The following is a 22654-nucleotide window of genomic DNA, read 5'->3' as shown; positions in this document are numbered from 1 at the left end:
CAAAAATGGCAAAAGCAAAGAAATTTACAAGGAGGAAGAAAAAAAATGATTGTACGAGGAGATTTATACGAAATCAGCTATATTGCAGAAAACGTGGAAGAATTGTATCAGGTTATCACGAATGAATTAGGAATAGATGAAAGCAAGCAACAAAAATTGGTTGATGAAATTACATACCAATTTAGCAACGCCGGTAATGCGATCGGAATGCTCGAATCTGAAAACGAAGATTTAGAAGAACGGAACGGGTATTTAGAAGATGAAGTTGAACGATTAGAATATGATAATGACGAATTAGAAGAAGATGTCTATCGGTTAGAAGAGGAAAATGATCGGTTGCAGGAAGAGAATGAAGAATTGCGAAAAGGGGTAATCGATTAAGGGGTAGATAAAAATGAGGCGTAGCAAACATATGGCAAAAAGGGCCAAAGGGTTAAAAATCCTGAAAATAATAATTATTCTCGCAATAACGTTTTTAGCAGGCATAGTAGTAACCTTCTGTCAAAAACAATCAAAGCCAGTTGTAACTGGTGAAAATAGAACAACACAAATAACAAGCAGTAGGTCAAAAAAGCATAAAAAAGCAGAGGTGAAAAAAGATAAAGGTAGAGATACAAAAATTAGTGTTACAATTAAGACACCGGCTGACGAAACTAATAGCAAAGAAAAAAAGACAGTTGACGAGAACGGGTTGACGCCAGCGGAAGCCGAATATTATAAAAAACATCACCTTAACCCACAACCAGAAAATGACCCCTTAGATAATGATCATTACACGGGTGAATTTTACTCTGACGATTCGGAACCAGAATATAATACTAACGATAATGATAGTTATAATGTACCAAATACAACGAAATCATCATCAGATACAGCCGAAAGTTACAGCAGTCAAACGACGGTAGCTGAAAATAATCAATCGGCAGGAAACGCTAATAACTATAAAGGGTGTGGAAACTATGGCAACAATTAAAGCAATTGTATGGTCGGTGCTAAGTGGTGGATTTGTCTACTTGTATATGACCAATCATTTTATCAAAGCAAATTGGATTGCAGTAATCTGGATTGTAATATTTGGGTTGCAAATGGCGTTAGACATGACTAGAAAGGATAACAAATAAAATGACAAATGTATTATATTATTTAGCAATTGGGGCATTGCTAGTAACGGTTGGCGGTATTGGTTGGGCAATGTTGATAAACTTTGCACAGGGGTCTTTAGCGATCGTACTTGGGTGGATAAGCGCGTTGATGTTATTAGCGTTGGGAACGGCAATTGAAGAATATCACAAATAACAAAAAAGCCGCTAGTAGGAATCTAGCGGTTTTTATTTTACAGGAAGGTAAAGCAAAAATGGTGTAAATCAAAGCCGGTCAAGGTGAGGCATTCTTGACCTTACTTTATTGTAGCAGAGTTATCAAAATTTTTCAAGTTAGTCAAACGGGTTATTAGCACTGAATAAGTTATCTGACTTTTGATCACGAATGACGAAACGATTAAGTGATTCAGCATCAGTTGACCACAATGTAACCCCGTTATCAAACATGGTTTCCAATGTATTAGTAGCTGACGTTGGCAGGTACCCGGATAAGAAACAATTCGAGGTTCTGACGTAGTTGAACGTATTCTTGACGTGGAACCATGGTTCAATCGGGCCGTATTGGTTAACCTCGTAGCCAAACAGGGTAAAGTATAGCATGGCGTTTTTCATAACGGAATCCTGGCATGTAAAAAGCTGGTAGTGCATTCCAAAATTGCCTTCTTGGAACGAAACCAGGTAATTGCTACCCTGGTGCGCAATTTGATCGTTATGGTTGCGAACATCAGCAAGCAAGGCGTTTTGGGACCGGATTGTTTGTTCGTAATTATTCGTTGCCACGGCATTTTGGAAAGCGTAGTTAGCGCGGGCGTTTTGTGCCTGGGTAGCGTTATTCATTGCTAGGGCCGTTGCAGAGGTGTCATTCGCGTAGCCCGTTTTATACATGTTGATACCGCCACGAATGGCACCTCCAACCCCGCCAAGCAACCCGCCAACCAACCCACCGTGCATGAGGCCGGAAGCGGCGCCGCCAATTACCCCGGTAGCGGCGTCAAATTTAGCCATACCCATACTGCGGGCATTTTCATAGGCATTAACGTTTTGTGACGTCGCCAGGGAGCGGTTGGTATTCTGTAGGGAAATCAAATTTCCTTGTTTAGCCAGACGTTCATTCATTTTCGCGTTAGCGCGAACGTTAGCTAGCTGGTTACGGTTAGCATTCAGGTACATGGTGTAGTTATCGAGTATGATTGGGACGTCGCGGGCGGCGTTATCGATAGCAAGGGCGTTTTCGTAGGTAACATACTGGTTTTGATCGGCGGTTGAGCTACGGTTATAATGGTTAACTGAATAGGTTTCTTGTCCATTTTCACTAATTGAGCCAAAACGCTTAATAGTGATACCGTCGACTGCCAGGTTGGTAAATTTGAGCAGGTCAAGACTCAAATTAGTGCCCTTTCCGTCAGTTAAGAAAAACTTGGAAAAAGGCTCGCCCATAAGTTTAAGTGGAACCAAGCTACCATATGTGTTTCGATAGAATGTAACTAAGCGCTTAAAAACAGAGCCGTTAGCATTCAGTTTGTTACCATTAGAAAAGATACAATGTCCAGTTTCAGGTGCGAATACGGTGCCGTTTGAATCCAATTGAACTAAATACGTTGATTTTTCATGAAGTGCAACATTACCGTCAGTAAAATTAATGGTGTCATCATTAACCGTGAACGGTATTCCTAAGTAGTTGTAAATTTCGCTATCAACGACCAGGCTATCAGAACCAGCAAACTCTTTACTTTTGCTTAACGTTTGATAGGCTTGTTTAACGGTTGTGTCATGGTGCGCAGAAATGGTTTGACCTTTAACCTGAACATTATAGAGTTGCATGTTTTGCGGGTTGTAGGCAATAAAGTAGTAAAGGTACTGGCTATATAATGCAAGGTACGTTCCATATTCAGTGGCCGCATCTTTGGGTTGAGCAGTGAATAGCACGAATTTAACATGTTGGTCAGTATAGAAGGTATTATTGTCACCGGTTTTAGGGTGAAACGCGACATAATCGCTTTCGCGTAGGAAACCACAGCCGTCGCCACCAATTTCATCGGGGTTACACATAACCTTTTTGAACGTGTTAGAAAAATCAGAGGAATCAGCGTTATCTTCTTTAACAAACCCGCGCTGAACCATGGCATGGCTACCATTCCAGTTTACGTTAAATTTATAAGTGTTCCAGTTGTCAATACTAAAATAAATAAAGGTACAGCCGTCGTTATAATACTCGAGATTAGTGATAAAGGCGTAATAGTCGCGCCAGTTGCCGTTGTGGTCCACGTCGTGAATTTTAACGTAATTAAACGAGGTCAACGCGTTAAGGGTGGCGGTTAAGTGAGGGTCGTCACCGCGTGGACTGTGCAGGTCGTAGGTTTTCATGGTATCCCACCGAATTGGTTTGTTTAAATTTTGATACGATGTTTGTTCGGTGATATGAGGGTAGCCATTAAGAAATTCGTCTAGTTGGTCTTGGGACTGCCAGTTAACAACGTGCTTATATGTGTCGTCAAACGGCACGGTGGCATATAAAGTAATGGTGGAAAGTTGTCTAGTCATTATTTAAGCCCCTTTTCCTTTAATTCATTCGTGAGCCATTTTGTCAGCCAGGTAGGCAGTGGGGTACCCAAGCCGTTAAGATTGGATAAGATACTTTGAAGTAAAAAATATCCAGCGCAGACAAAGATAAAGAATTCAGCGTACCCGTAACTAGGCGGGGTTGACGGTTGAGCGTTTTCAAGAAACTGTAGCAACGCCGGCAGGAAGGCGGGGACAAAGTTACGGGTAAGCCCTGACAAGAACTTGTTTGAGATTAACGGTTGCTTATTGAGCAAGTGCAACGAGATACCTAAGATCGTATCAAGTAGCGCAAAGGTAATCAGAATATTAGTCTGGTCTAGTCCATTACCAGCAAATTTACTGAATTGGTCAATTGACATTTTCGGAAACCTCCTTATCGGAACCGGGGTCGAGTGTGTAGCAAGCTAGATAATAGGCGGTTTCATCAACATAAATCTTTTTAAGTTGATGTACCGGGTAAGCGATCATGGCGTTTTCGGTATCAGTTGCGCCAGTAGCAGGAATTTCTAACTCGTAATCAGCTTCGGCGGGTTCGATACCAAGACTAGCAAATTGTTGTCCACGAATAAAATGATGCAGGGTGTAAACCATTTCCAGACCCGAATCAATGATATTATGGTCAACATCAAGAATAAAGTAATTAATTTCATTCATCAATAATCACCTCCCCTCGTTGGTTACCGGTTAAGTCGTGCCATTCAAGCAAGTAGATAACACCGTTAACGGTAATCGTACCAGTGGATTGATCGAAACTAAGTCGAAACCCCTGATCATTAGCCCAATTTATCAGCAACAGATCCAAAATACCATAGATAGAATTAGAACTAAAAAGCGGTTGGCCAGTTGATTGCCGAATTAAAGTAAGCAAAGTTAAACCCTCCTTTAATGTAACCATTTGTCGTACAATGGCGACAAAATCAAATTCTGCAGGCTATAGCAATATGATAGTTTCGTAGCGTCAGATTGGTTCTTTTGGTTATTGTTTTCGCGATCACTATTGCTTTGTGAATTTCCTCCAGAACCGGCGGCACTGGTGAATAACCCGTTGTAATCCCACGACATGTCAGTTGCAACACCCTCAATCATAGCCGTTGACGTATATTGCCAGGCGTCGCAGTTGACTGAACAGTTGGAACGGCCGTATTCCGCCACCCACTTCAGGCCCCTGACACCGTTAAAATAGCCGGCGGTAAACCACGATCGCATTGAGTAAACGCAAACATTTTTGTACCCGGCCGCTTCTAACGGCGTATAGAACGCGTTCAGCGCCGCGGCGCTGGCAGGAGTTGTTTCAAAGTCATTGATCACAACGGCATCAGTACCAACGCCGTGAGTTTTTAAGCTGTTCAAAAAGTAGTTGCCTTCCGCTTGAGCGCCTGATACTGATGTAAAGCGGCCGAAATGGTAGGCGGAAACTTTCAAGCCTAATGACTTAGTATGTGCAATCTGGTTTTTAGCCTTGGGGTTCGTGTAGTTGGACCCCTCTGTTAATTTTACCACAACGCCCTTACACCCAGCATTTTTTAATTGTTGAAAGTAGCGAAGGGTTTCGGGTTGGTGACTGGAAACATCAGCAAATAGGTTTTTGGTCATAAGCCGTCAACTCCCAACATTTCACCCAGGTTCAAGCGAATCAAGTCGTCAGTTTGTACGTCGTCCATGTATTGACCAAACTGGTCATCAATGGCCACCAACCCGTCTTGATCGCGCATATCAAGAATATTGACGTGGTGATTAATATCGCCGGTCCGAGCTTGCCGTGAGGCATATGTGAAGGGCCAAGCATGACGGGTCATTGAGATCTTATCAACGCGAAACGGCTTTTTAACGGTTGAATAGAAGAAACTAAACGGACCAGTGGTCGTTAAAGTCTGGCCTTGGCCATACAAATTAATACACCCTGGGTAAGCCTCCTCTTTATCAAAAACGAGGTCGCCTTGGCATTGAAATAGCCAGTAATAGTCGTCGTATAGTGGCAACCATGAAACAAAGGCGTGTTCGTTAGGTTTTAAATGTGAAAAGTGAGATTCACTGGAAATATCGATCATGGTAAACGGTACGACCAGTGCGCCGGTTCCAGTAAAAACGGCGTCGTCGCTCACTTTCAAGTCGCTAACGTAATCGTCAATTGCAATGTATGGAATTTCAGACATGTTAACATCTCCTTACTTCGTATAGTGATACCAGTAATTTGTGGCGTAGTTCCAATTAAGGAACGCTTGGCCGGAAGCGTAAATTTTAAGGCCATTGCTCGTATAGTTACAATCGTAAATTTTAGGGCTTTCCAGGCAAATCCCGGTATGGCCACCCGCGCCACTACTTGAACCGCGGCGTCCGAGGATAATGACGTCGCCCGTCTTAAACGGGTGGTGCGCAACGCGATTGGCGCCCTGCTCAATACATTGGTACCCAAGTCCTTTTAAGCGATCGTGTAAGGTTTCAGTTGTGTATAAGATCGTGTTGTTGTCGTGATAACCCAGGTGTAGCATATAACTGACAAAACTCGAACAGTCAGCGCTACGACCTGAATACACACCGGCCCGGCCCGGCATTGAGTAATATAGATGACCGTGGTGTGTGTTATAGTAAGCCAGGCAGGGTGTGTTATCAAAACCACCAACGGCGCCACCGCCACCGGGGTTAGGTTTATTGTTGTCCGGATTTTCCGGATTATTATTATGTGGGTGCATTTTGTCGTAGAGCGACATACATTGACTCATTGTCGGGTATTTTTTTGTTGTCGTCGAAGGTTTGGTGTCGCCGCCAATATTCGACCCACCACCACCGCCACCATTACCCCAGTCGATTGGCATAACTTTGTTGTAAGCGTTGTACCGGCTTTGCATCAGTGGGACCCCAGGGCGTTCCCAGGAAACACAAAACGCCCATGTCAGCCATTTCCAGTCACGGTTACCCGTGTTATGCAAAAAGTCGTTCCAAGAAATACCGGCGTGAGCGATCCATTGGTTAGGCCGGTTGTCGACGAGAAAGTTACATTGCCATTTAATAGCATCTTTTTCCGAATGACTGCGCGCGTAGCTGATAATTTCACCTTGGCGTAGGTTGCGATCCCATTGCCAAATCCCAAAGGCGCTACCACCAATTTGTTGTTGCGTTGGGGAAAAGGATCCGCCACTTTCGTGATAACCGTTACAAAGAATCGCAATAATGGTCGTCTTGTTTAAGCCGCGCGCCAGTAGACACTGCGCGGCGTAGTTTTTGCGTTCGATCATTGTTGACATTATAAATCTCCTCCTGTAATCCGCGGGTGCTTGAAGAATTTAATCCATTTTGACCGGCTTTTGACGTCGGTAAATCGCAACTGCCCTCGTTTGAACGCCGCAATGAAGCTATTCGTTTGCATTGGGTCGATCATGGGTACGTCGTTTGACGCGTCGTCGTAGGTCATGGCGTATTTGTCAGGATATGATGAATCGACCTTGGTTGAGATGATAATGAAATCAAGATCGGTATAAATACCGTATGCTACGCCGCCGAGTCGAATTGTCATTTGATACTTAGCATATTTGTCAAGGCTAGAAATGAAATCATCAAAGGCGTTGTCAAACCGGTTTGCTAAACTCGAAGAATCTTCACCTTCCAGGCGTAGAACCTGTTTACCTAAGATACTGTTATAGTGTTCAGAATTCAGGGCATCTGACGTCTGATACATAACGATTTTAATTCCTAGTTTTGAAAACTTAGTAATTTTATGCTTAGGCATAATCATGAAATCTAAAAAGTAACAGTTGTACAGGTTAGTAGCGTTAGCCAAGAAAAGGGCGTGATACTTGGTAAAATCACGAAACACCGTCATGGCGAAATTCAAGAAGAGTTTCGTTTCATTTTTAAGTTCGCGGCCGCGCGGGTCGATAAATTCATCGTAAATAATTTCGGTGACATCAGAGTAATCATTCGATTTATACTTGGCCGCTGTCGACAATGCCAACAAGTAGCAGACGACCGTACCGTCAACGAGCAGGCAATCAACTTTTTTACCATTTTTATCAGTGGCCCAGTCACGCGTGACGGTATGACCAACCAGTTTTGATAACAACGCCAAGTTAAAACTGGCAGTTTCGATTTCGCTTTGGTATCGCCGTAGGTAGATGAACATGGTGTGGTTGTTCCAGTTGGTTTTTAGTTTCTGTGATAACGAGCTGATCGTCTTACCAACGCCACGCGCCCCAATAACAAAGGTCACCGGGTATTCGGGTTGCTGGAACTGGGAAACGTCAATATATTTTTTCTGTTTCATGCAAAACGCCTCCTTATATTAAAAAGCCAGGCCAGAACGGCCCGGCCGCTTTCTAGTTTTGGTAAACCCAAAGATTTAAGGTAGCAGTAGTAAGCATTTTTAAATTATCATGAGTTCCGACGTTATCATACTTTACAATAATTGGCTGGGTAGTGATCAAATAGTCGACAATTGACGTCGTGAGTTGTCGATTGACATATAAGCCCGTATATTGGTATTGAGCACTGCCAGCTTCAATGCTAATTGGATCGACCAGGTTGCTACCGTCTTTGCGTAAGATATGAATCGTTTGTGATGTGGTCTTAGTCGACCAATCGCTATCTGTATACTTAATGACTGGCAGTGAAAATGATAGTTTTGCGTTGCTGATGACCAGTTTACGTAGTAGTGATTCATGACTTACTGTATAACTGAAAGTATATTCAATGGTATCGCCGCCATTTACGCCAATCGTGGTGTTAAGGCTTTGGCTGGCACCGTTTTTGATAACGGTAGCGCTCGGGAAAAATTCGGGAAAGTTGGTCGATAGTGACATAAGTAACGCAATTTCTGGAAGGGTAAATTTATTCGTCGTCCCGACTTTGTCACGAATGTCCTCAGCCATTTTTACAATTGGATTTTCAGTCATGATAAAACGCCTCCTTAAAATTCAACCGTGGTTAACAAGCGGGTCAGCTCGTTAGTTACTTGATCCATAGTCGCCAGCTGGTTCCATGAGGACCAACTACCGCTAGTTCGGTCGCGATAATACAGCCCTTCACTGCCGTTGTCGGGCAAGACCAATTGAATTATGTGTTTTTTGTCGTCACTAGCGTTAACGATCACGTGGACCCACGTGGTAGTGGGTGAGTTAGTCGGTTGTTGCACGTAGTAAAAACCGCTTGTCGTGAGTTCGTTCAGGTCGCCCGTTACGGTTTTGCTGTTTAGAACGTGCGTAAATAAAGATAAATTTAATGGTAGTGTCATGAGTGTTAGACCTCCTTAAAAGAAAAGCGTCGCCGCTAACAATTAGTTAGTTAAGCGACGCTTTAAAAAACGTTGCGTTATTCAGTGGCGTCAGTGCCGTCTGGATTAATTAATTTAGCGTGCAGGTCGCCGTCTTCGGTTACGTAAGGCTTGTAAATCTTACCGGCTTCACCTTGTGGACCTTGTTCGCCGGTGTCACCTTTGACACCTTGGGGACCTTGTGGACCTTGTTCGCCGGTGTCACCTTTGACACCTTGGGGACCTTGTGGACCTTGTTCGCCGGTGTCACCTTTGACACCTTGTGGGCCTTGTGGGCCTTGAATACCTTGGGCACCGGAAAGATCGGCAATTTCTTTCATTGCGTCGCCTTGCTTAGTGTAAAGTTTAGCGTTATCTGGGTCAGCTACATTTGACGCAATCATAACAAAATCACCTTCGGCCAGCGAAGCAATATCGGCTTGCATCTCGGAAACGCTGGCGTAAGTCTTGGCAATCGAGAATCCTTTGCCCGGAACCCCCTGAATCCCTTGCTCGCCGCGTTCCCCCTGAGGACCCTGGGCCTTAACGCCTAAATCAATATCTAATTGTAATGTCATTAGAAAATCCTCCTAAACTTTTATTTCAAATCTATTATACCACACTGTTACGATTCCTTGACGTTCGTTGAAGAATCGTTAGGTTTAACGACGTCGGTCACGTTACCTGCTGAATCGATTTGAACCAACTTGACGTGCCAATTACCGTCTTCGGTCACGTAAGGCATGAACACCTGGTTATTAGTTGTTTGCGCGGTCTTAAGCAACGCGTCAACCTCTTGCTTGGTGTAATGATCAGCAAGCACGTCACTGGCGTTAGCCTTTTGGTCAATTTGTTCTTGAAGCAATTTTTGCAAGTCAGCCAAAGCGGCCTGACCAACCTTCATTGCTAGCAGGGCGTCAACCTCTGCTTTAGTGTAGTGATTTTGCGACAAGTAATGGAGGGTCACGTAGTCGCCCAGTTGTTCGATCGTGGCAAATCCGGCCTTGTCCCGTTCATAATCGGCCTTGCTTACTTTCAACGAATTAATGTCTTCGACCCGTTTTTTAAGGTCTTCAAACAGCACCGTGTTAACTTTCGTGCCTAAGGCCTGTTGTAAGTCAGCATGAATCGGTTCGGCCCAGTCTTTGATTTGCTTGACGGTCTTAGTTAACGCCGCGTCGGTTTCCGCGTGGGTCGTGCGGTCATTGATTTGTTGTTGCAAGTCGGCAACGTCTTGGGCGTGGGAGGTCTTGTCTTCCTTGTTGTCCAATTCGGCGGCCATTTTAGTCTTGTCGGCTTTAGTTTCAAGTGTTGCTAAAATCGTTTCCTTGTTAGCATTAAAGTCAACTAACTTGGTGTATAACTTAAACTGGTCGTCAACGTAGCCCTTTTCAGCCTTTGTTTCAATTTCACCTTGCAGGCGTTCAACGTCTTGGGCGTGATCGGTTTTGTCTTCCTTTTTATCCAGAGCTGACTGGTTGGTGAGGTTGAACTGGTCGAATTCGTCTTTGTCGAGCTTTTTGTTATCATAGTCAGTAAACTTTTGCGCGATCTGTTGTTGATCTTGCTGGTAGGCGTCGACGTGGACCAACTTCTTAAAATCGAGCTTGGTTTCGTTGCCGTGCAGGTCAACAAAGATGATCGAATCGTCGGACACCTGGTAATTAAGATCCTTTTGCAGAATTTCGCCGTCGGGACCAATGACATTGATTCGTGGGACCAGCGGTTTCAAGTCCAGTTCGATTGCCTGGCCGTCGACCAGTTGCAAACGCAACTTATCATCAATGAATTGCATGGTCTGAATGTTGATGTCCTGGCCATTTTGGTTGTACAGAAAATGCTTGACGACCTCTTGGTTAGCCAGGGCAATCACCCGTTGGGTAATCGCTGGGTTTAAGACTGTGTTATGGCTAACGCCGTCTTGGTCGGTATAGTCAACCAGCATGCGATACTCGCCATTTGCGTCTTTTTGATACTCAACTTTATCAATCGTGCTGGCGTTCAAGTCTGGAATGTTGATTTCGGGAACGGCCTTAAACAGTTCGGTGATTGCCCCTTTATGAATAAAGTCTTGCCAGTTGGCTGGGTAGAATCGTTTATCATCAATACGCATAAAATAAAACCTCCTTATTTAGGTTGTTCCAGGGCGGCCAAGCGTTCTTCCAGGGCGGACAATTGCTTGGTTTGTTCACTGTACTGTGCCTGCAAAGTCGTAATTGCTTCGCCCTGATCGTGAACGGTACTTTGCAAAGTCGTAATTGCTTCGCCCTGATCGTGAACGGTATTTTGCATAGCAGTAATTGATTTGCCTTGTTGCTCAACGACCGTAGTTAAATCGGCGATCAGTTTATCAAGTCGATCAATTTGCGGCTTAACAACGTCTTGGTAATGCTTATCTAGCTGGTCGTCAATGAACGGGTTAAACGCGTGGTCGCTAACCGCGTGAGCATCATCCATTGTTGTCACCGTGGTCTTATAAGTATTTGAACCGTACTTTGACGCGGTTGCTTCATGGTCAACGTATTGGGTAAACTTGCCGTCGCTAACGTCGGAAAGCGTCATGGTTGGGACTTGCCGCAAGAGTTTATGCAGATAACGAAAGTGTACCACATCGGTGTCATTTGACCCGTAAAAATCTTCGTCGGTAAAACCGGCTCGTGTCGTTCGCATAATAAGAACCTCCTTAAATTAGTACTAAAAAAGGGCAGGAATTATTTCCTACCCTTTTATTATAACATTGTTTCGGTCGTTTTACTTCAACATGATAGCACGACTGTTCAGCGCTTGCACGAACATCAAGGCCGTCTTTTGATTCAGGAAGATGTTGGTGTAACGCTTCTTGGGGTTGTTGATCGTGGAAAGGGTCAACGGCAGAGCGTCCCAGAGTTGCAGAGCGTCGCGGTCAAGCACAATGGCCCCAACCTTATCACCAACCAACTTTTGTTCCGCGTCCGTGGCGTTAGCAGTCGCAATCGAACCCTTCTTAATCGTCGAACCTACCGGGTGAACACGGCCGTCAACGTAACCCTTGTCGATATCATCGCTCGTAACAACGTGATCAGCAGAGTACGTCCACACGTCTGGGAAAGCGTCAACTTCGGTAAAGTGAACTTGCGTTGCCTTGAACAGCTCAGGGTTGAAGGCATTGGCTACAAAGTCAACATCGATGTCAATCGACGTCTTCAATGGCACCAGCACTTCAATGTCGGAAACGTGGGTCGCCTGGTTGATTCCCATTGAATTGTTGTCGCGACTAAAGTATTGGAAGCGGCGAGCGTAGTACAGAATCTGCTTTTGCAGTTCCTTGACGTTATCAACCGTCGTCTTAGCAATCATACCGTCAGCCAGTGATTTACTCAACGTGAGCTTTGTGTGGTAGAATTCGTCCAGCACAGCACCGTTAACCAGTTGTGCAACCTTACCGTAAACAAAGTCGTGGAATTGCTGCAGGTTTTGGAAAAACATGGTGTCCTGCGTGTCAACGATCGTGTTTGAACTTTCAATGTCAAACCATTGTGTATAAGTCTTACCAACGACGCGGCCAAAGTTTTGCGCAAAGGGGCTTTCGGAACCGGTAATCTTATCCGGCCGGTAAACCTTTGGTGAAATCGTATCAAATACGACACTTTCAATCTTCCCACCGTAAGGAATCTGACCGCGTTTAAAGTTATACAGTGGGTTTTGCGCCAGTGACTGCTTGATGAATACCAGACCGTACTTGACGGCAATCGTGTTCAAGTAATCAAAATAAGTTTCTGGGTTGTTCAAGAATGATTGGCCATATGGCACAAAATTATCGCCAGCGTGGTAGCCTGGCAAGTTATTTTCTGGCCCCATGGAATCGAGGGCGTTTTTAAAAATTTGATCGTCGGTAACCTGGTGGCCCAGTGCTTCCGTCGTGGCCTTAGCAAGTTTTGATTGTGGCATGTCGTTAGTCCTCCTTAGTCTTCAGTGCTAAGTTCAATGTTAGCCAGTTCGTTATCAAACTGGTCGTTTTGGGCTTTTTCTTCACGTTTGATTGCGTTATCCGTCTTCAGCCCGCGTTGCGTTGCGTCATACATTAGTTTAACATTCGCATCTTTTTGGGCCTGTAGCTGCTCAGCTTGTTCCTTGTAAGCAGTGTAAAGGTCTTTCGTCGCTCCCAGCAAAGCCGTCGCCCGGTCTTGCACGTCGGTCATTTGTTCCAGATGATCCGCCAATAGTGGCGTCGCATCTTCGCCAAGGTCGTACAAAGCGCCAATTGCCTGCACGAGCGTGCTATCACCCAGGGCGTCGAGTAGTTCAGTGTTAATTGCCATTTTTAAACCCCTCCTTTAGTTCTGATTGTCTTGGGCCAGAATCCCGGCGATTTTAGGATCGTCCCAGTTTTGGCCCAGTTGCTTGTTATCGCGGTTCTTGAACATAACCGGTTTTTCCGTGTCGGAATATTGACGGGTTTGCGCCTGGCCAGAGAAGAGGGTCCGCGTGTCTTTAATATTGCCGACCGTGTTAGTCGTAGGTTGCACATTTTGTTGCATGGTTAAGTTCTCCTTTCTAGAAAAGAAAAATTAAAAATTAACTTTCTGATCCTATTATAACATAAAGCGCCCCGTAAGGCGCTTTAACAAAGTTATTTAGTTACAGGGCCGTCTTCTCTGCAGAAGAGAAAACCGTGATGCTGCCGTTGCTGCCCGGCTAGACACCGGTAAATCGCGCGGCGGTCTAAGTTTAGGGTTCTGGCGCATTCGCGAATTGTAGCAAAATGATACTCTTGAATTGTCTTAGTGTCGAAGGCAACGACCCGTGACGTGTTACCATTTGCGATCATGGTTTCAAGTTGCCGCTTGCCGCGGGCCCCGTAATTACAGTTATCTTTGTGCCTGATTAACTCTAGGTTCGAAAAGGTATTATTGCGCTTATTTTCGTCAACATGATTTATATCTAAGTCTTGATAATCTTGGGGCAGCTGCTTGCACCATGTTAAATATACTAATCTGTGAATTAACACACAACGCTGCTTATCTGCTACTCGTGCAGGCAGGTTAGTTCGTAAATACCCGCGGTTTTGCGAATACGCGTACAGATGTTTAATAATACCTTCTCCATTCCAATTGGTATTAATAGCTTGATACAGTCGCCCGTGCATGTCAGCGTGAGGGTGTTTAGCGACGTAAATATCGTGATAAACAGACCATTCAGGAACACAATCAATGCACTTAAACTCGTCACCGTCGTAACTAATGATTCTTGACATTTTCGCTTTCCTCCTATTATACATTATTCAAACTTGCCGTAGGCTTCGCCAGTCTTAGCATCACGAACCGCGACGTAGCCGAATTGACCATTGCCACGGGGCTGTCGAATGTAAACAAACTGACTACCACGTGACCAGGCGTCATACTTAACCTTGCTGCCCGCTGGCAAAACTGCAATCGTGCTTGCACTTGGGCGGGCACCCCACCGTAAATGCAGTTGCGTGTTACTCGTAAAAGTACCGTCTTCAGCGTGCCAAGTATCCCCCAGCTCGTCTTTCCAGGTGTTGTGAACCTGGCTTGATTGTTGGGTTGGCGTTGGCTTTGATTGCGGTACTGAGGCACCGGTCGCTCCGCCGTCGCCTTTCGCCAGCCGTAACCACCCCTCGCGATCAGTATTAACCATGTTGCGATCCATATCAGTACCCGTGAACTGATGTATTGTGAACGTACTCCATGGCGCAACACTGAAATTGCCGCCTTTGTAGTCCCAGCTTAACGGTTGATTATAAGCATACCGGGCCACCCACAAGCCGCAGGTGTCGGCGCAATTGGCAACTTGATCAATCGCTGACTGCGAAACGTAAATTAGTGGCCAAACGCCCGTTAGCTCGTGAACGCGGTCGACGAACCGGCGGCACCAGTTATTAACGCCCCAAGCCGCATTTTGATTGCTTTCCCAATCCAGGGCCAACACGGCTTGACCGACGTAATTTTTGATGCTGTCAATAAAGTAGTCAGCTTCTTTAACCGCGTCACCACCGCCGGCGTAATGATACAAGCCCAATAGTTTGCCCGCGTTTTTGGCGGCGTCCCAGTCAGTATTACAGAAAGGGTTGACGTAACCCGTGCCTTGCGTGGCCTTAATCATGGTAATGTCTGATGCAGGATCGGTCGCGAAACTACGCGGCGAGCCAGAATATACGTCAATCATTTTTAACATTAGTATTAACTCCTTTCGTTACTTTTATTTTACTATCGATCGACAATAATTGCAAGTTACATCTTTGGCAACTGTAGCCACTTACCCCCGCGGCGAATCCGGTTGTGACCCTGATTTTCATGACGTTGGGTAGTAAATAACTCCTTGCTGCGGTCTTGCCAGCTCCCGTGCCGAATCAGAATGTGCCCGTTATGATCGTTTAAGTTTAGCCATTGGCCGTTCTTCCGCGTCGCCATTGGAATGTAAGCCGGCGGCGTGGGGTTATAAAGGGTTACCCCTGCCTCAAAATGTGCGTCTGGGTAAATACCCGTCGGGTAGTGAACATCCATGTATAACTGAATACTGTCACTATAACTTTGCGGCGCTACGGTTAAATGCTTTGTGATACGACTAGGGTTGGCGGGCACGTTGAAACCGTCCCCGGTCCCACCAGAATAGGTCGCAACGACTTGCTCCCCAATTTTTAGGGTGTGAACCACGGGGACATTACCTTTAAAGTAATCAGTCCGACGCCCGCCGTATTGACCAACGTCGACGGTTACGTCGCAATCGACACTCCCGTCCGAATTCTGGCGCTCATTAGTCCAGGTCAGGGCTTCGTCGATAAAACGACACCCCGCCCAGCCACTTAGATTTTTACCATATTGGATAAAAGCGTGAGTACCGTCTAGCGACCAGTAGAACGCTTCATTTACGTCTGTACCGGGACCCCACCAATTTGATTTATTTTCAACGCCGTTGCGATACCATTGCGGCACCCCATACTCCTCAACGGCGCTATACACGCCCGACGACCCAAAACGGCCTTTAATTAGTAGTATACTCATGCTACAGCCCCCTTAGATACCTGCAGTAATATCGTTTTCCGTCTGACCGTTATTGGTCCGAATCCAAGAACCGCCGTCTTGCGCGCCACCAAACAGATTAATGTTCCCACCAGCAATCCCCATACCTGGTGCGAATTGACCCTCGAAAATTGTACCGCCGGTCTGGTTCCATACTCCAATGTTTTTCAACGATTGCAAAATCTTCTGCAAGGCGTCGTTATTTTTACCTAGATTTTGATTAATATTGGTGATTTGATTTTGGATATTACTAATGTCTTTTTTAATATTAGTAATTTCATCCCCAAGCTGTTTGATCTCTTGCTTGATCTCCTTGATGTCGTTTTCGATCTTGGTAATTCGTTGCTCGTGGTTCTGTAATAGTTTGTCAATCGCTTCTAGATGCTTTTGAATCATTAAGAGGGCCTCATAGACCATTTTCTTAAATTCGTTGTAATCGTCGGTCAAAGCTTCGGCCCATTCGTGAAACCACCATAGCCACTCTTCAAAAGTCGTATTTGGAATGGCAATCACACCGCGCGCGCCCAGGTTGGTAAAGGCTGACAAACGGCGGAACCGAACCGACCAATTGTTATAAAACCAGGTTTTATGAAACTGATCCAGGTCGTCAATTGCCGGCGGTGTTTCTTGATTCTTGTGGTATTCCATGAACCCGTTAATTTCGTTCATAATCTTTTCAAACTTTGCAACATCGCTTGGGTCAAGGTGCAAAATTTCGTTAATGTCCTCTGTCATAAAAATAACCTCCTTGTTCGATTACCTCCATTATAGCATGAAAACACAAAAAAGCGGCCACTAGGTAAATACCTAGTGGCCACCGGCACCAATTGAGAAAAGGGCGGCGTTTCAAGCCAAATCGCGCGGCCGGTTTAACCCGTTGAAACCCGCGTCGGTACTCACTTAGTCTCAATCCGTTATCTTTATTATACCACAGTTAGTTTACAAACATGAATAATCCGTCTCCCTTTAGTTTATCAAACAAATCAAAGTAAATACCGTTCGTGTACATCAGCATTTTGTTAAGTAAGTCCGTGATGATCGCGTTCCGGCCCTCGCTATGTGTCGTCGTATTCGACGTGCCGTTCGCGGTATTCGTTGTACTGCCCGTCGATTTAGCGCCGTTGACGTCGCTGGCGTAATGAAAATTATAATCTTCAGTTGGGTCCCCGGTATTCATTTTAAAGTCAAGTTCGTTTTGCGGAGTGTCCGCGTTCCCGGCGATTGATGCTTGTTTGCTGTTGCCGTTTGCGTCAGACTTAGTGAACGTTAGGCTGGTGCCGTCGGTAACATTCGTGATCCATTGCGCCTTGTCGATAAATAACTTTTGGTAACCTTGATACCAAATTGGTAGATACATATCAAGACAGCCCCGCAACAGCGTCAAGAAATATAATGGATTTTCCTGGCCAATTTCATATCCCCAAAAATGGCGAATCAACGTTTGGCAAAACCGGTCGTAAATGGCCGCGTTCATTTCTTCATTATCGGTTATACTCTCTTGTAACCCTGTACCAACATGCAGGTCAATGAACGATTTAGCGTATTTTTCGATTACCTCGTTGGGCGATAACCAAACAAACTCCGGCATGTTAAAAGTTTTTTCGTAGCCGCTACCGTCGCTGATATTCAGAATCCTGTCGTCACCTTGCGTTGCCATTAGGTGGGCGTGAGCCGAAACCATGGATCCTAACTCAATCGTATATTTAGCCATTTATTAGTCTTCCTTTCGGCTGTAAATCAAATCATACAGATCCATATCCATAAATTCGGCCAATCGGACTACGTAATACAAGTCAGGCACCGACTTATGATGTAACCACGTCCGGAACGTACTTTCCGACACTGGCGCGTCTGGTTCCACCGCGTTAAATGCTTTGACCATTTCTGAAATGTTCTTATAATCACTGCCGTCATAGTAATCGTTAATCGCCTCGCTGATCGCTTGGGCGTAAGACTTATTCATTTCGTAGGCCGCTTTACTAATCATGTTATTGATCCTCCTCATTATTTAGACCGTCGTCCATATCAACATCGATTTGCCCCGCGTTTTGGGCGTCTTGTAATTTGACTAGTTGTTGGAATGCTTGTTGGTTGAAAGTTGCTTCAATTTTGGTACCTAAAACGTCATTCAAAATTTCCAGTTGCTGATTGCGAGCTTGTAAATACACGTTGGCACTTGCTTCCGTCAGTTGCGCGTTTGCTTCGGCTTCCATTGAAACCAAGCGTTCCTTCTTGTCAACCCCTACCGTATTAATCCCCAGCATTGTCAGCAACTCTGAAATCTCGTTATTCCAGGCTGTTTTGAGTGAAGCCAGATAGTCATGAATGTTAAAGTCTGTTACGTCTAACACCCTGGTGATGTCCCCCAGGTCTTCATCAATTCCAATAAAAGACTGACCTTCCTGAATCTGCTGGTAAACTTGATTTGCCGTCAAGTTCTTATTTTTCGTTAATCCGATAAACTGCTGTTTCATCAGGTCAACGTTACGCATTTCACTGGCTTTAATCTTCGCTAACGACTTGCTGACGCGATCGATCAACTGCATATCCGTGAAGGTACTCATCAGACCTGACAAGTAGTAGTTATATTTGTTAGTCAGCGTTACATACCCCGCTTCATGATCATGAAAATTCATACGCGTTAAGTAAGGTAGTTCTTTAGTCTTGTCGTCAACGGAAAAGGGGTTAGGTATCGTTGATTGATCAATTAAGGATCCCAAAGCGTTCAACCCATATTCGCCGTTTTGGTTCTGCCCTAACACAAACACGTTATCTTGATCGAGGCCGCCAACCCTTGCGAAACCGTAGTAACGTAAGTTAAATTCCAAAAACCGCTCGTCTAACGTGTCGGGTGCATTTTCGTAGGTGATTAAGTTTAAAACTAAATTTGTCAAATAATCGTTGTAAATACGGTAATAGTCTTGTTCCATTAGACCAAAGTTATCACCATACAAATTTTCGTCAGTATCTTTGCCTGAACGGTTGCGGCGTATTTTGTATAATCGCCGTTCCATTTTATCAATTCGCATTACTCGTCCTCCGTATCAAAAAAGGGCAGGCGTTACGCCCGCCCGCTTGGGTTCACTCATTATTCCCAATCAACCGGTTCGGTTTGCTTGTCATTGAAAGCGTCAAACACACTGGCGCTAACTGTTCCGCCGGCATCAACAACTGGCACTTCTTCCAACGTCGTTGCAAACTTCAACGCGTCAAACCCACAGCCGACGTTCAGCGGTGTATCAAAGGTTTGTACATGAACTTGCACGAGTGTACCCGCCTTGACGCATTTGCCTGACTCAATCAGTTCTGGTGCTGTAGCCTTACGGTTGTCAACCCCGAAGACTACCGGTGGGAAGGGGCTTTTATCACGCAAGCTAATCTTTTGACCGTTGGCGTAAGCCGTTTCTTGCAGTGCTTTAACCAATTCAAGGTCGCCTTGAATCTTAAAGTCAGTCAAGGCTACGACGTATTCTGGCTTAGGGTCTGGCACTAACTTCGTGGCCTTTGGCGTCCGTGGTTCGTTCAAAACATTAAAATCAATTCGACCCGTAACGATTGCGTTCATTCCACCCTTAACGCCGTTCTTTTCATATACTGTTAATGGCATGATAATTTACCTCTAAATTAATTTATTCTATGCTATTACAACCTATTAGCTCGGTAGGCTTTTTCTTATTTCCTTCCTTGCTACAATTATATTATATGCTATTGACTGTTGATTGTCAACTATCAATCAAAGGTTTTTTATCATTTTTCGTTGTGCTGGTGTTGGTTCAATTAATTTCGTTGAATTGTAGATTTTCACCCCGTTTCGAACCTTTTTTGAAACGGTAAATGGCACGATCAATGCTTTATCTTCACGATAAGCGAATGCACTAATTCCCAGGTTAGCTAAATACAACTTACCGGCTTTTTGGATCCCAGCCCCTTTAATAATTGCTTCACCTAACGTCGGGTCCTCCTCCCAATAGCGCTTGCTACCGAGATAACGGGCTTTCGTCATGTGTTGCTCCGGCTTCCATTTGCCAAACTCGGCCGGGTCAAACGGAATATGCAACTCCTGGAAAATACGTTCGTCATCTTTGATAATATCTAATTCGCCAGTATATCCAAAATGCACTGAATCAGTATCGCAGTAATAAAACGTTGCTTTGTCCTCGTGTTTTAATATTTCAATCATACTTAACAGAACGTCACGCGCAAACGCGGTAATAAATACCGCAATTAAAATGTTATGTTCAGTCGGGTTTGCGTTCGGGTCTGCTTCTTCCGTAAACCCAATCGTTCCGTTACTATTCCGCATTAAGACAGTTTTCGTTGTAATCTTTCGTTGCGCAAACTTTCCATATGTTGAGTTTAAATGGATTTTCGCAATCATTTTATCAACTTTGTTACCAGCCTGCACCGCTCGTTCCTTCTCGGCCTTATGTTTTAAAATGAATGACGTAAACGGGTGATTAATTGCCTTGCGCGCAATCACACCCGTTACATACTCATATTCTAGTTTATAGTTCCGCATGATCCAGTACAAATCAAAATTCGTTAAAATCACTACGTCGTCGGCTAAGTCTCGTTCACTAAAAATTTCCCGTGACATACCAAACGCTGACTTTTTTGGAAAGCACGGCACCCCGTCAGTACTCAATTGCAACTTTTTTATTTTGATTGTCACGACCGCAAATGTATTGTAGTCGTGCAAATCCAATTGCTTAAATTCCGTTTCAGTCAATTTACACAAGCTATCCCAATTCGGGTAATTGCGATTCAACATTACGGAAGGGTACAGTGAGTTAACATCTCCGACTAAGCCACGTTTGACCGTTTGATTAACGAGTTTGTAGTTTGCGTATACAAATCCACCAAAATACGCATGGCGCAAATAACGTTCTTGCTCGTCTGTATACCTTGCCTCAAATAATGCTCGATAATGGTTAGTGTTATATTTTTCATCATCCTGTTTTACCGTCGCTTTTAAATCAGCTTCCGCATATCCCGCGGCCGTCAAGCGCAACTTGCCTGGAAATTTTTCCATGTGACTACGCATAACTGCCGCTAATACCGCGATATCATGCTTAAAATAATATATTTCATGCTGTACTACGTCTTGCTCGGTTTCTAAATCAATCCAACGGTAGGTCGCGGCTTCCGTCTTTTTTGCCCAACCAACGTTACCACCCAGTTTTGCCAGTGATTGATTGTAAATTTTCATGCTATCACGCAACTCAAAATGGCAACCGTTATACATAAATGTTAGACTGTACAAACTACCGTTATGCAGTACGTTAACCTCACTGAATGGTTCGTCAAAATCTTGATCCACAATATGTTGCAGTAGGTTTTGCGCGTCATAATCCAAATTGTGAAAATAAATTACCGCATACCACCGTTTGCCGTCATCAATTTTATCCCGGTACTTTTTCACCATATCATTTAACATTGCTTGCCAGGGTTCGTCTTTTGGGTCTGGTTTATACCAATATCTGACATAATGATCCGCCCAAAGGTTTTGCGCCGCTTCAACCCCATACTCATTAACACGTTTTTGGTACCAATTAGATGCTCGCTTCCCATTGCCAATTTCACAGTACCCTAACAGATAAGTATTCATTTCATTGCATAGACCAGTGCTTTTTGCGACAATTGTTTTTTCCAGCCGCTTTAACTCAATTTTCAATTTAGCCGTTGGCTGATAGATTAATTGGTGCTTGATTTCGTTAGCCCGCTTTTTCAAACCTAACTCAATTTCATCACTTAGATCGCTATCGTTCCAGGCCGTTTGCGCCTCACTATCCGCTACAAAAATTAATGGCTTTTGATTTGCTTTTTTGCTTTTGCTCATTTTTATCCCCAGCCCGTTATATCGTCTCGTCGCATCTTAGGATTATCCCAATCTATTTTTTCTCGTGGGTATCCTTTTCGTGTTAAATCCTGCTCGATCGTTTCCGTTGATTCCGTTGATTTATTGTACACGTCGATAAACCGACCTTTACCGTTCCCATACCGTGCTACCGCTACTTGTTCATCGCCATTATCGTAAAATTCAACCCCTTCTAGATAGTCGCGTAACTCGTAGTTATCAACCGTTAATTCACTACGTTTCATCTTTCTAAACATCACCAACTTGCCAACTAACTTGGCCGTTTTTGCTCCCACAACATGACCCTTTTTATCATGTTGCAAATTGTCTAATCGCATAAATCCAAATCCAGCCCCTGGCTTGCCTTGTCGATAAATATTTCCTGGCGCCTCTTCAATTTCATAGGCGTATTTTTCCTGCTCGTTTTGGTACAGACTTTCAAGATTTGAAATCATCCGTCCACCTAATACTTGCTGAATGTTTGTCCGTCCTGGAATACTGTGAAAGTATTTTTGCATTTGATCCAAGGCCTTGCCTTTTCGTGAGGGACTATTACTTTTCCAATTTTGCATAATGTTAGTATATTTTCGCCGCATTGTTGGCGTCATTCTTCGATATTGTGATAACGTTGGCAACAAATCACGTAATTTTGAACCTCGTCGATTCTGACCCTTGATCCATTGCTCAGTCTTTGTCAATTTTTTTGCTTTTGCCATTTTTCTTCCTCCTTGTAAATTTCTTTGCTTTTGCCATTTTTGTTATCTATATTATACACCGCTTTGTCTTTTTCTGTCAACCGTCTGTGCCCCGTTGTCAACTATTTTTTATACCCTCTTTGGGGAATTCTTGTTTTGAGTTGTTGTTTCCCTCAACA

General features: G+C 44.3%; 29 protein-coding genes and 1 pseudogene. 4 read left to right on the top strand and 26 right to left on the bottom strand.

The features are described 5' to 3' along the window. The 4 genes and pseudogenes from V7Z60_RS03695 to V7Z60_RS03680 form a co-directional block, all read left to right on the top strand. Nucleotides 1–381 (top strand): annotated as a pseudogene (locus V7Z60_RS03695) (hypothetical protein); the annotation flags it as partial. A gap of 13 nt (nt 382–394) precedes the next feature. Continuing rightward, the gene (locus V7Z60_RS03690) at nt 395–973 is read left to right on the top strand and encodes a hypothetical protein (RefSeq protein WP_334116424.1); all 579 of its coding nucleotides are present in this window, start codon (nt 395–397) and stop codon (nt 971–973) included. Continuing rightward, on the top strand, nt 960–1121 hold the full coding sequence (locus V7Z60_RS03685) for a hypothetical protein (protein WP_334116422.1): 162 nt from the start codon (nt 960–962) through the stop codon (nt 1119–1121). The genes V7Z60_RS03690 and V7Z60_RS03685 overlap by 14 nt, the downstream gene beginning before the upstream one ends. Nucleotide 1122: 1 nt before the next feature. Next, a complete protein-coding gene (locus V7Z60_RS03680; protein WP_334116420.1) occupies nt 1123–1296 on the top strand; it encodes a hypothetical protein in 174 nt (57 codons plus the stop codon). A gap of 137 nt (nt 1297–1433) precedes the next feature. Here the strand turns inward: V7Z60_RS03680 and V7Z60_RS03675 are convergent, their stop codons facing one another. From V7Z60_RS03675 to V7Z60_RS03550, 26 genes are all read right to left on the bottom strand, one after another. After that, on the bottom strand, nt 1434–3641 hold the full coding sequence (locus V7Z60_RS03675) for a hypothetical protein (protein WP_334116419.1): 2208 nt from the start codon (nt 3639–3641) through the stop codon (nt 1434–1436). Further along, a complete protein-coding gene (locus tag V7Z60_RS03670) occupies nt 3641–4021 on the bottom strand; it encodes a phage holin family protein (protein ID WP_334116418.1) in 381 nt (126 codons plus the stop codon). Before V7Z60_RS03670 ends, V7Z60_RS03675 begins: the two co-directional genes overlap by 1 nt. Beyond that, nucleotides 4011–4316 carry a hypothetical protein gene (locus tag V7Z60_RS03665; protein ID WP_334116416.1) on the bottom strand — a complete coding sequence of 102 codons (306 nt, stop codon included), beginning with the start codon at nt 4314–4316 and terminating at the stop codon, nt 4011–4013. Before V7Z60_RS03665 ends, V7Z60_RS03670 begins: the two co-directional genes overlap by 11 nt. Beyond that, nucleotides 4309–4530, bottom strand: coding sequence for a hypothetical protein (locus V7Z60_RS03660; RefSeq protein WP_334116414.1), 222 nt, complete (start codon nt 4528–4530; stop codon nt 4309–4311). Before V7Z60_RS03660 ends, V7Z60_RS03665 begins: the two co-directional genes overlap by 8 nt. A gap of 14 nt (nt 4531–4544) precedes the next feature. Then, entirely contained in the window at nt 4545–5255 is a 711-nt protein-coding gene (locus V7Z60_RS03655; RefSeq protein WP_334116412.1) for a GH25 family lysozyme, read from the bottom strand. Beyond that, nucleotides 5252–5815, bottom strand: coding sequence for a hypothetical protein (locus V7Z60_RS03650; RefSeq protein WP_334116411.1), 564 nt, complete (start codon nt 5813–5815; stop codon nt 5252–5254). The genes V7Z60_RS03655 and V7Z60_RS03650 overlap by 4 nt, the downstream gene beginning before the upstream one ends. Nucleotides 5816–5827: 12 nt before the next feature. Further along, a complete protein-coding gene (locus V7Z60_RS03645) occupies nt 5828–6904 on the bottom strand; it encodes a phage tail tip lysozyme (protein WP_334116410.1) in 1077 nt (358 codons plus the stop codon). After that, nucleotides 6904–7920 carry a phage DNA encapsidation protein gene (locus V7Z60_RS03640; RefSeq protein ID WP_334116409.1) on the bottom strand — a complete coding sequence of 339 codons (1017 nt, stop codon included), beginning with the start codon at nt 7918–7920 and terminating at the stop codon, nt 6904–6906. Before V7Z60_RS03640 ends, V7Z60_RS03645 begins: the two co-directional genes overlap by 1 nt. A 52-nt stretch (nt 7921–7972) precedes the next feature. Beyond that, nucleotides 7973–8548, bottom strand: a complete 576-nt coding sequence (locus V7Z60_RS03635; protein WP_334116408.1) for a hypothetical protein — start codon at nt 8546–8548, stop codon at nt 7973–7975. 14 nt (nt 8549–8562) lie between these two features. Beyond that, on the bottom strand, nt 8563–8886 hold the full coding sequence (locus V7Z60_RS03630) for a pyocin knob domain-containing protein (RefSeq protein WP_334116407.1): 324 nt from the start codon (nt 8884–8886) through the stop codon (nt 8563–8565). Between the two features lie 77 nt (nt 8887–8963). After that, nucleotides 8964–9482, bottom strand: a complete 519-nt coding sequence (locus V7Z60_RS03625; protein WP_334116406.1) for a hypothetical protein — start codon at nt 9480–9482, stop codon at nt 8964–8966. Between the two features lie 47 nt (nt 9483–9529). Then, complete coding sequence (locus tag V7Z60_RS03620) at nt 9530–11017, bottom strand: hypothetical protein (RefSeq protein WP_334116404.1); 1488 nt, start codon at nt 11015–11017, stop codon at nt 9530–9532. 14 nt (nt 11018–11031) lie between these two features. Beyond that, nucleotides 11032–11574 carry a hypothetical protein gene (locus tag V7Z60_RS03615; protein ID WP_334116402.1) on the bottom strand — a complete coding sequence of 181 codons (543 nt, stop codon included), beginning with the start codon at nt 11572–11574 and terminating at the stop codon, nt 11032–11034. Between the two features lie 81 nt (nt 11575–11655). Then, entirely contained in the window at nt 11656–12831 is a 1176-nt protein-coding gene (locus V7Z60_RS03610; RefSeq protein WP_334116401.1) for a hypothetical protein, read from the bottom strand. Nucleotides 12832–12845: 14 nt separating this feature from the next. Beyond that, nucleotides 12846–13202 (bottom strand): hypothetical protein, encoded by a 357-nt coding sequence (locus V7Z60_RS03605; protein ID WP_334116399.1) that lies wholly within the window; start codon nt 13200–13202, stop codon nt 12846–12848. Between the two features lie 15 nt (nt 13203–13217). Next, nucleotides 13218–13421 carry a hypothetical protein gene (locus V7Z60_RS03600; RefSeq protein ID WP_334116397.1) on the bottom strand — a complete coding sequence of 68 codons (204 nt, stop codon included), beginning with the start codon at nt 13419–13421 and terminating at the stop codon, nt 13218–13220. 92 nt (nt 13422–13513) lie between these two features. Then, complete coding sequence (locus tag V7Z60_RS03595) at nt 13514–14137, bottom strand: hypothetical protein (protein WP_334116396.1); 624 nt, start codon at nt 14135–14137, stop codon at nt 13514–13516. Nucleotides 14138–14160: 23 nt separating this feature from the next. Continuing rightward, the gene (locus V7Z60_RS03590) at nt 14161–15078 is read right to left on the bottom strand and encodes a GH25 family lysozyme (RefSeq protein ID WP_334116395.1); all 918 of its coding nucleotides are present in this window, start codon (nt 15076–15078) and stop codon (nt 14161–14163) included. A gap of 56 nt (nt 15079–15134) precedes the next feature. Continuing rightward, complete coding sequence (locus V7Z60_RS03585) at nt 15135–15905, bottom strand: hypothetical protein (RefSeq protein WP_334116394.1); 771 nt, start codon at nt 15903–15905, stop codon at nt 15135–15137. A 12-nt stretch (nt 15906–15917) separates the two neighbouring features. Next, nucleotides 15918–16658 carry a hypothetical protein gene (locus V7Z60_RS03580; protein ID WP_334116392.1) on the bottom strand — a complete coding sequence of 247 codons (741 nt, stop codon included), beginning with the start codon at nt 16656–16658 and terminating at the stop codon, nt 15918–15920. A gap of 199 nt (nt 16659–16857) precedes the next feature. After that, nucleotides 16858–17634, bottom strand: coding sequence for a hypothetical protein (locus V7Z60_RS03575; RefSeq protein ID WP_334116390.1), 777 nt, complete (start codon nt 17632–17634; stop codon nt 16858–16860). A gap of 3 nt (nt 17635–17637) precedes the next feature. Continuing rightward, a complete protein-coding gene (locus V7Z60_RS03570; protein ID WP_334116388.1) occupies nt 17638–17910 on the bottom strand; it encodes a hypothetical protein in 273 nt (90 codons plus the stop codon). A gap of 1 nt (nt 17911) precedes the next feature. Further along, the gene (locus tag V7Z60_RS03565; protein ID WP_334116387.1) at nt 17912–18952 is read right to left on the bottom strand and encodes a hypothetical protein; all 1041 of its coding nucleotides are present in this window, start codon (nt 18950–18952) and stop codon (nt 17912–17914) included. 59 nt (nt 18953–19011) lie between these two features. After that, the gene (locus V7Z60_RS03560) at nt 19012–19530 is read right to left on the bottom strand and encodes a hypothetical protein (protein WP_334116386.1); all 519 of its coding nucleotides are present in this window, start codon (nt 19528–19530) and stop codon (nt 19012–19014) included. A gap of 126 nt (nt 19531–19656) precedes the next feature. Next, complete coding sequence (locus V7Z60_RS03555; protein WP_334116384.1) at nt 19657–21762, bottom strand: DNA polymerase; 2106 nt, start codon at nt 21760–21762, stop codon at nt 19657–19659. A gap of 2 nt (nt 21763–21764) precedes the next feature. Beyond that, complete coding sequence (locus tag V7Z60_RS03550; RefSeq protein WP_334116382.1) at nt 21765–22496, bottom strand: hypothetical protein; 732 nt, start codon at nt 22494–22496, stop codon at nt 21765–21767. Nucleotides 22497–22654: the final 158 nt, after the last annotated feature.

Source organism: Ligilactobacillus sp. (assembly GCF_036846325.1).
In the GTDB taxonomy this organism is placed as follows: domain Bacteria; phylum Bacillota; class Bacilli; order Lactobacillales; family Lactobacillaceae; genus Ligilactobacillus.
This window is presented reverse-complemented; position numbering and strand designations above follow the sequence as displayed.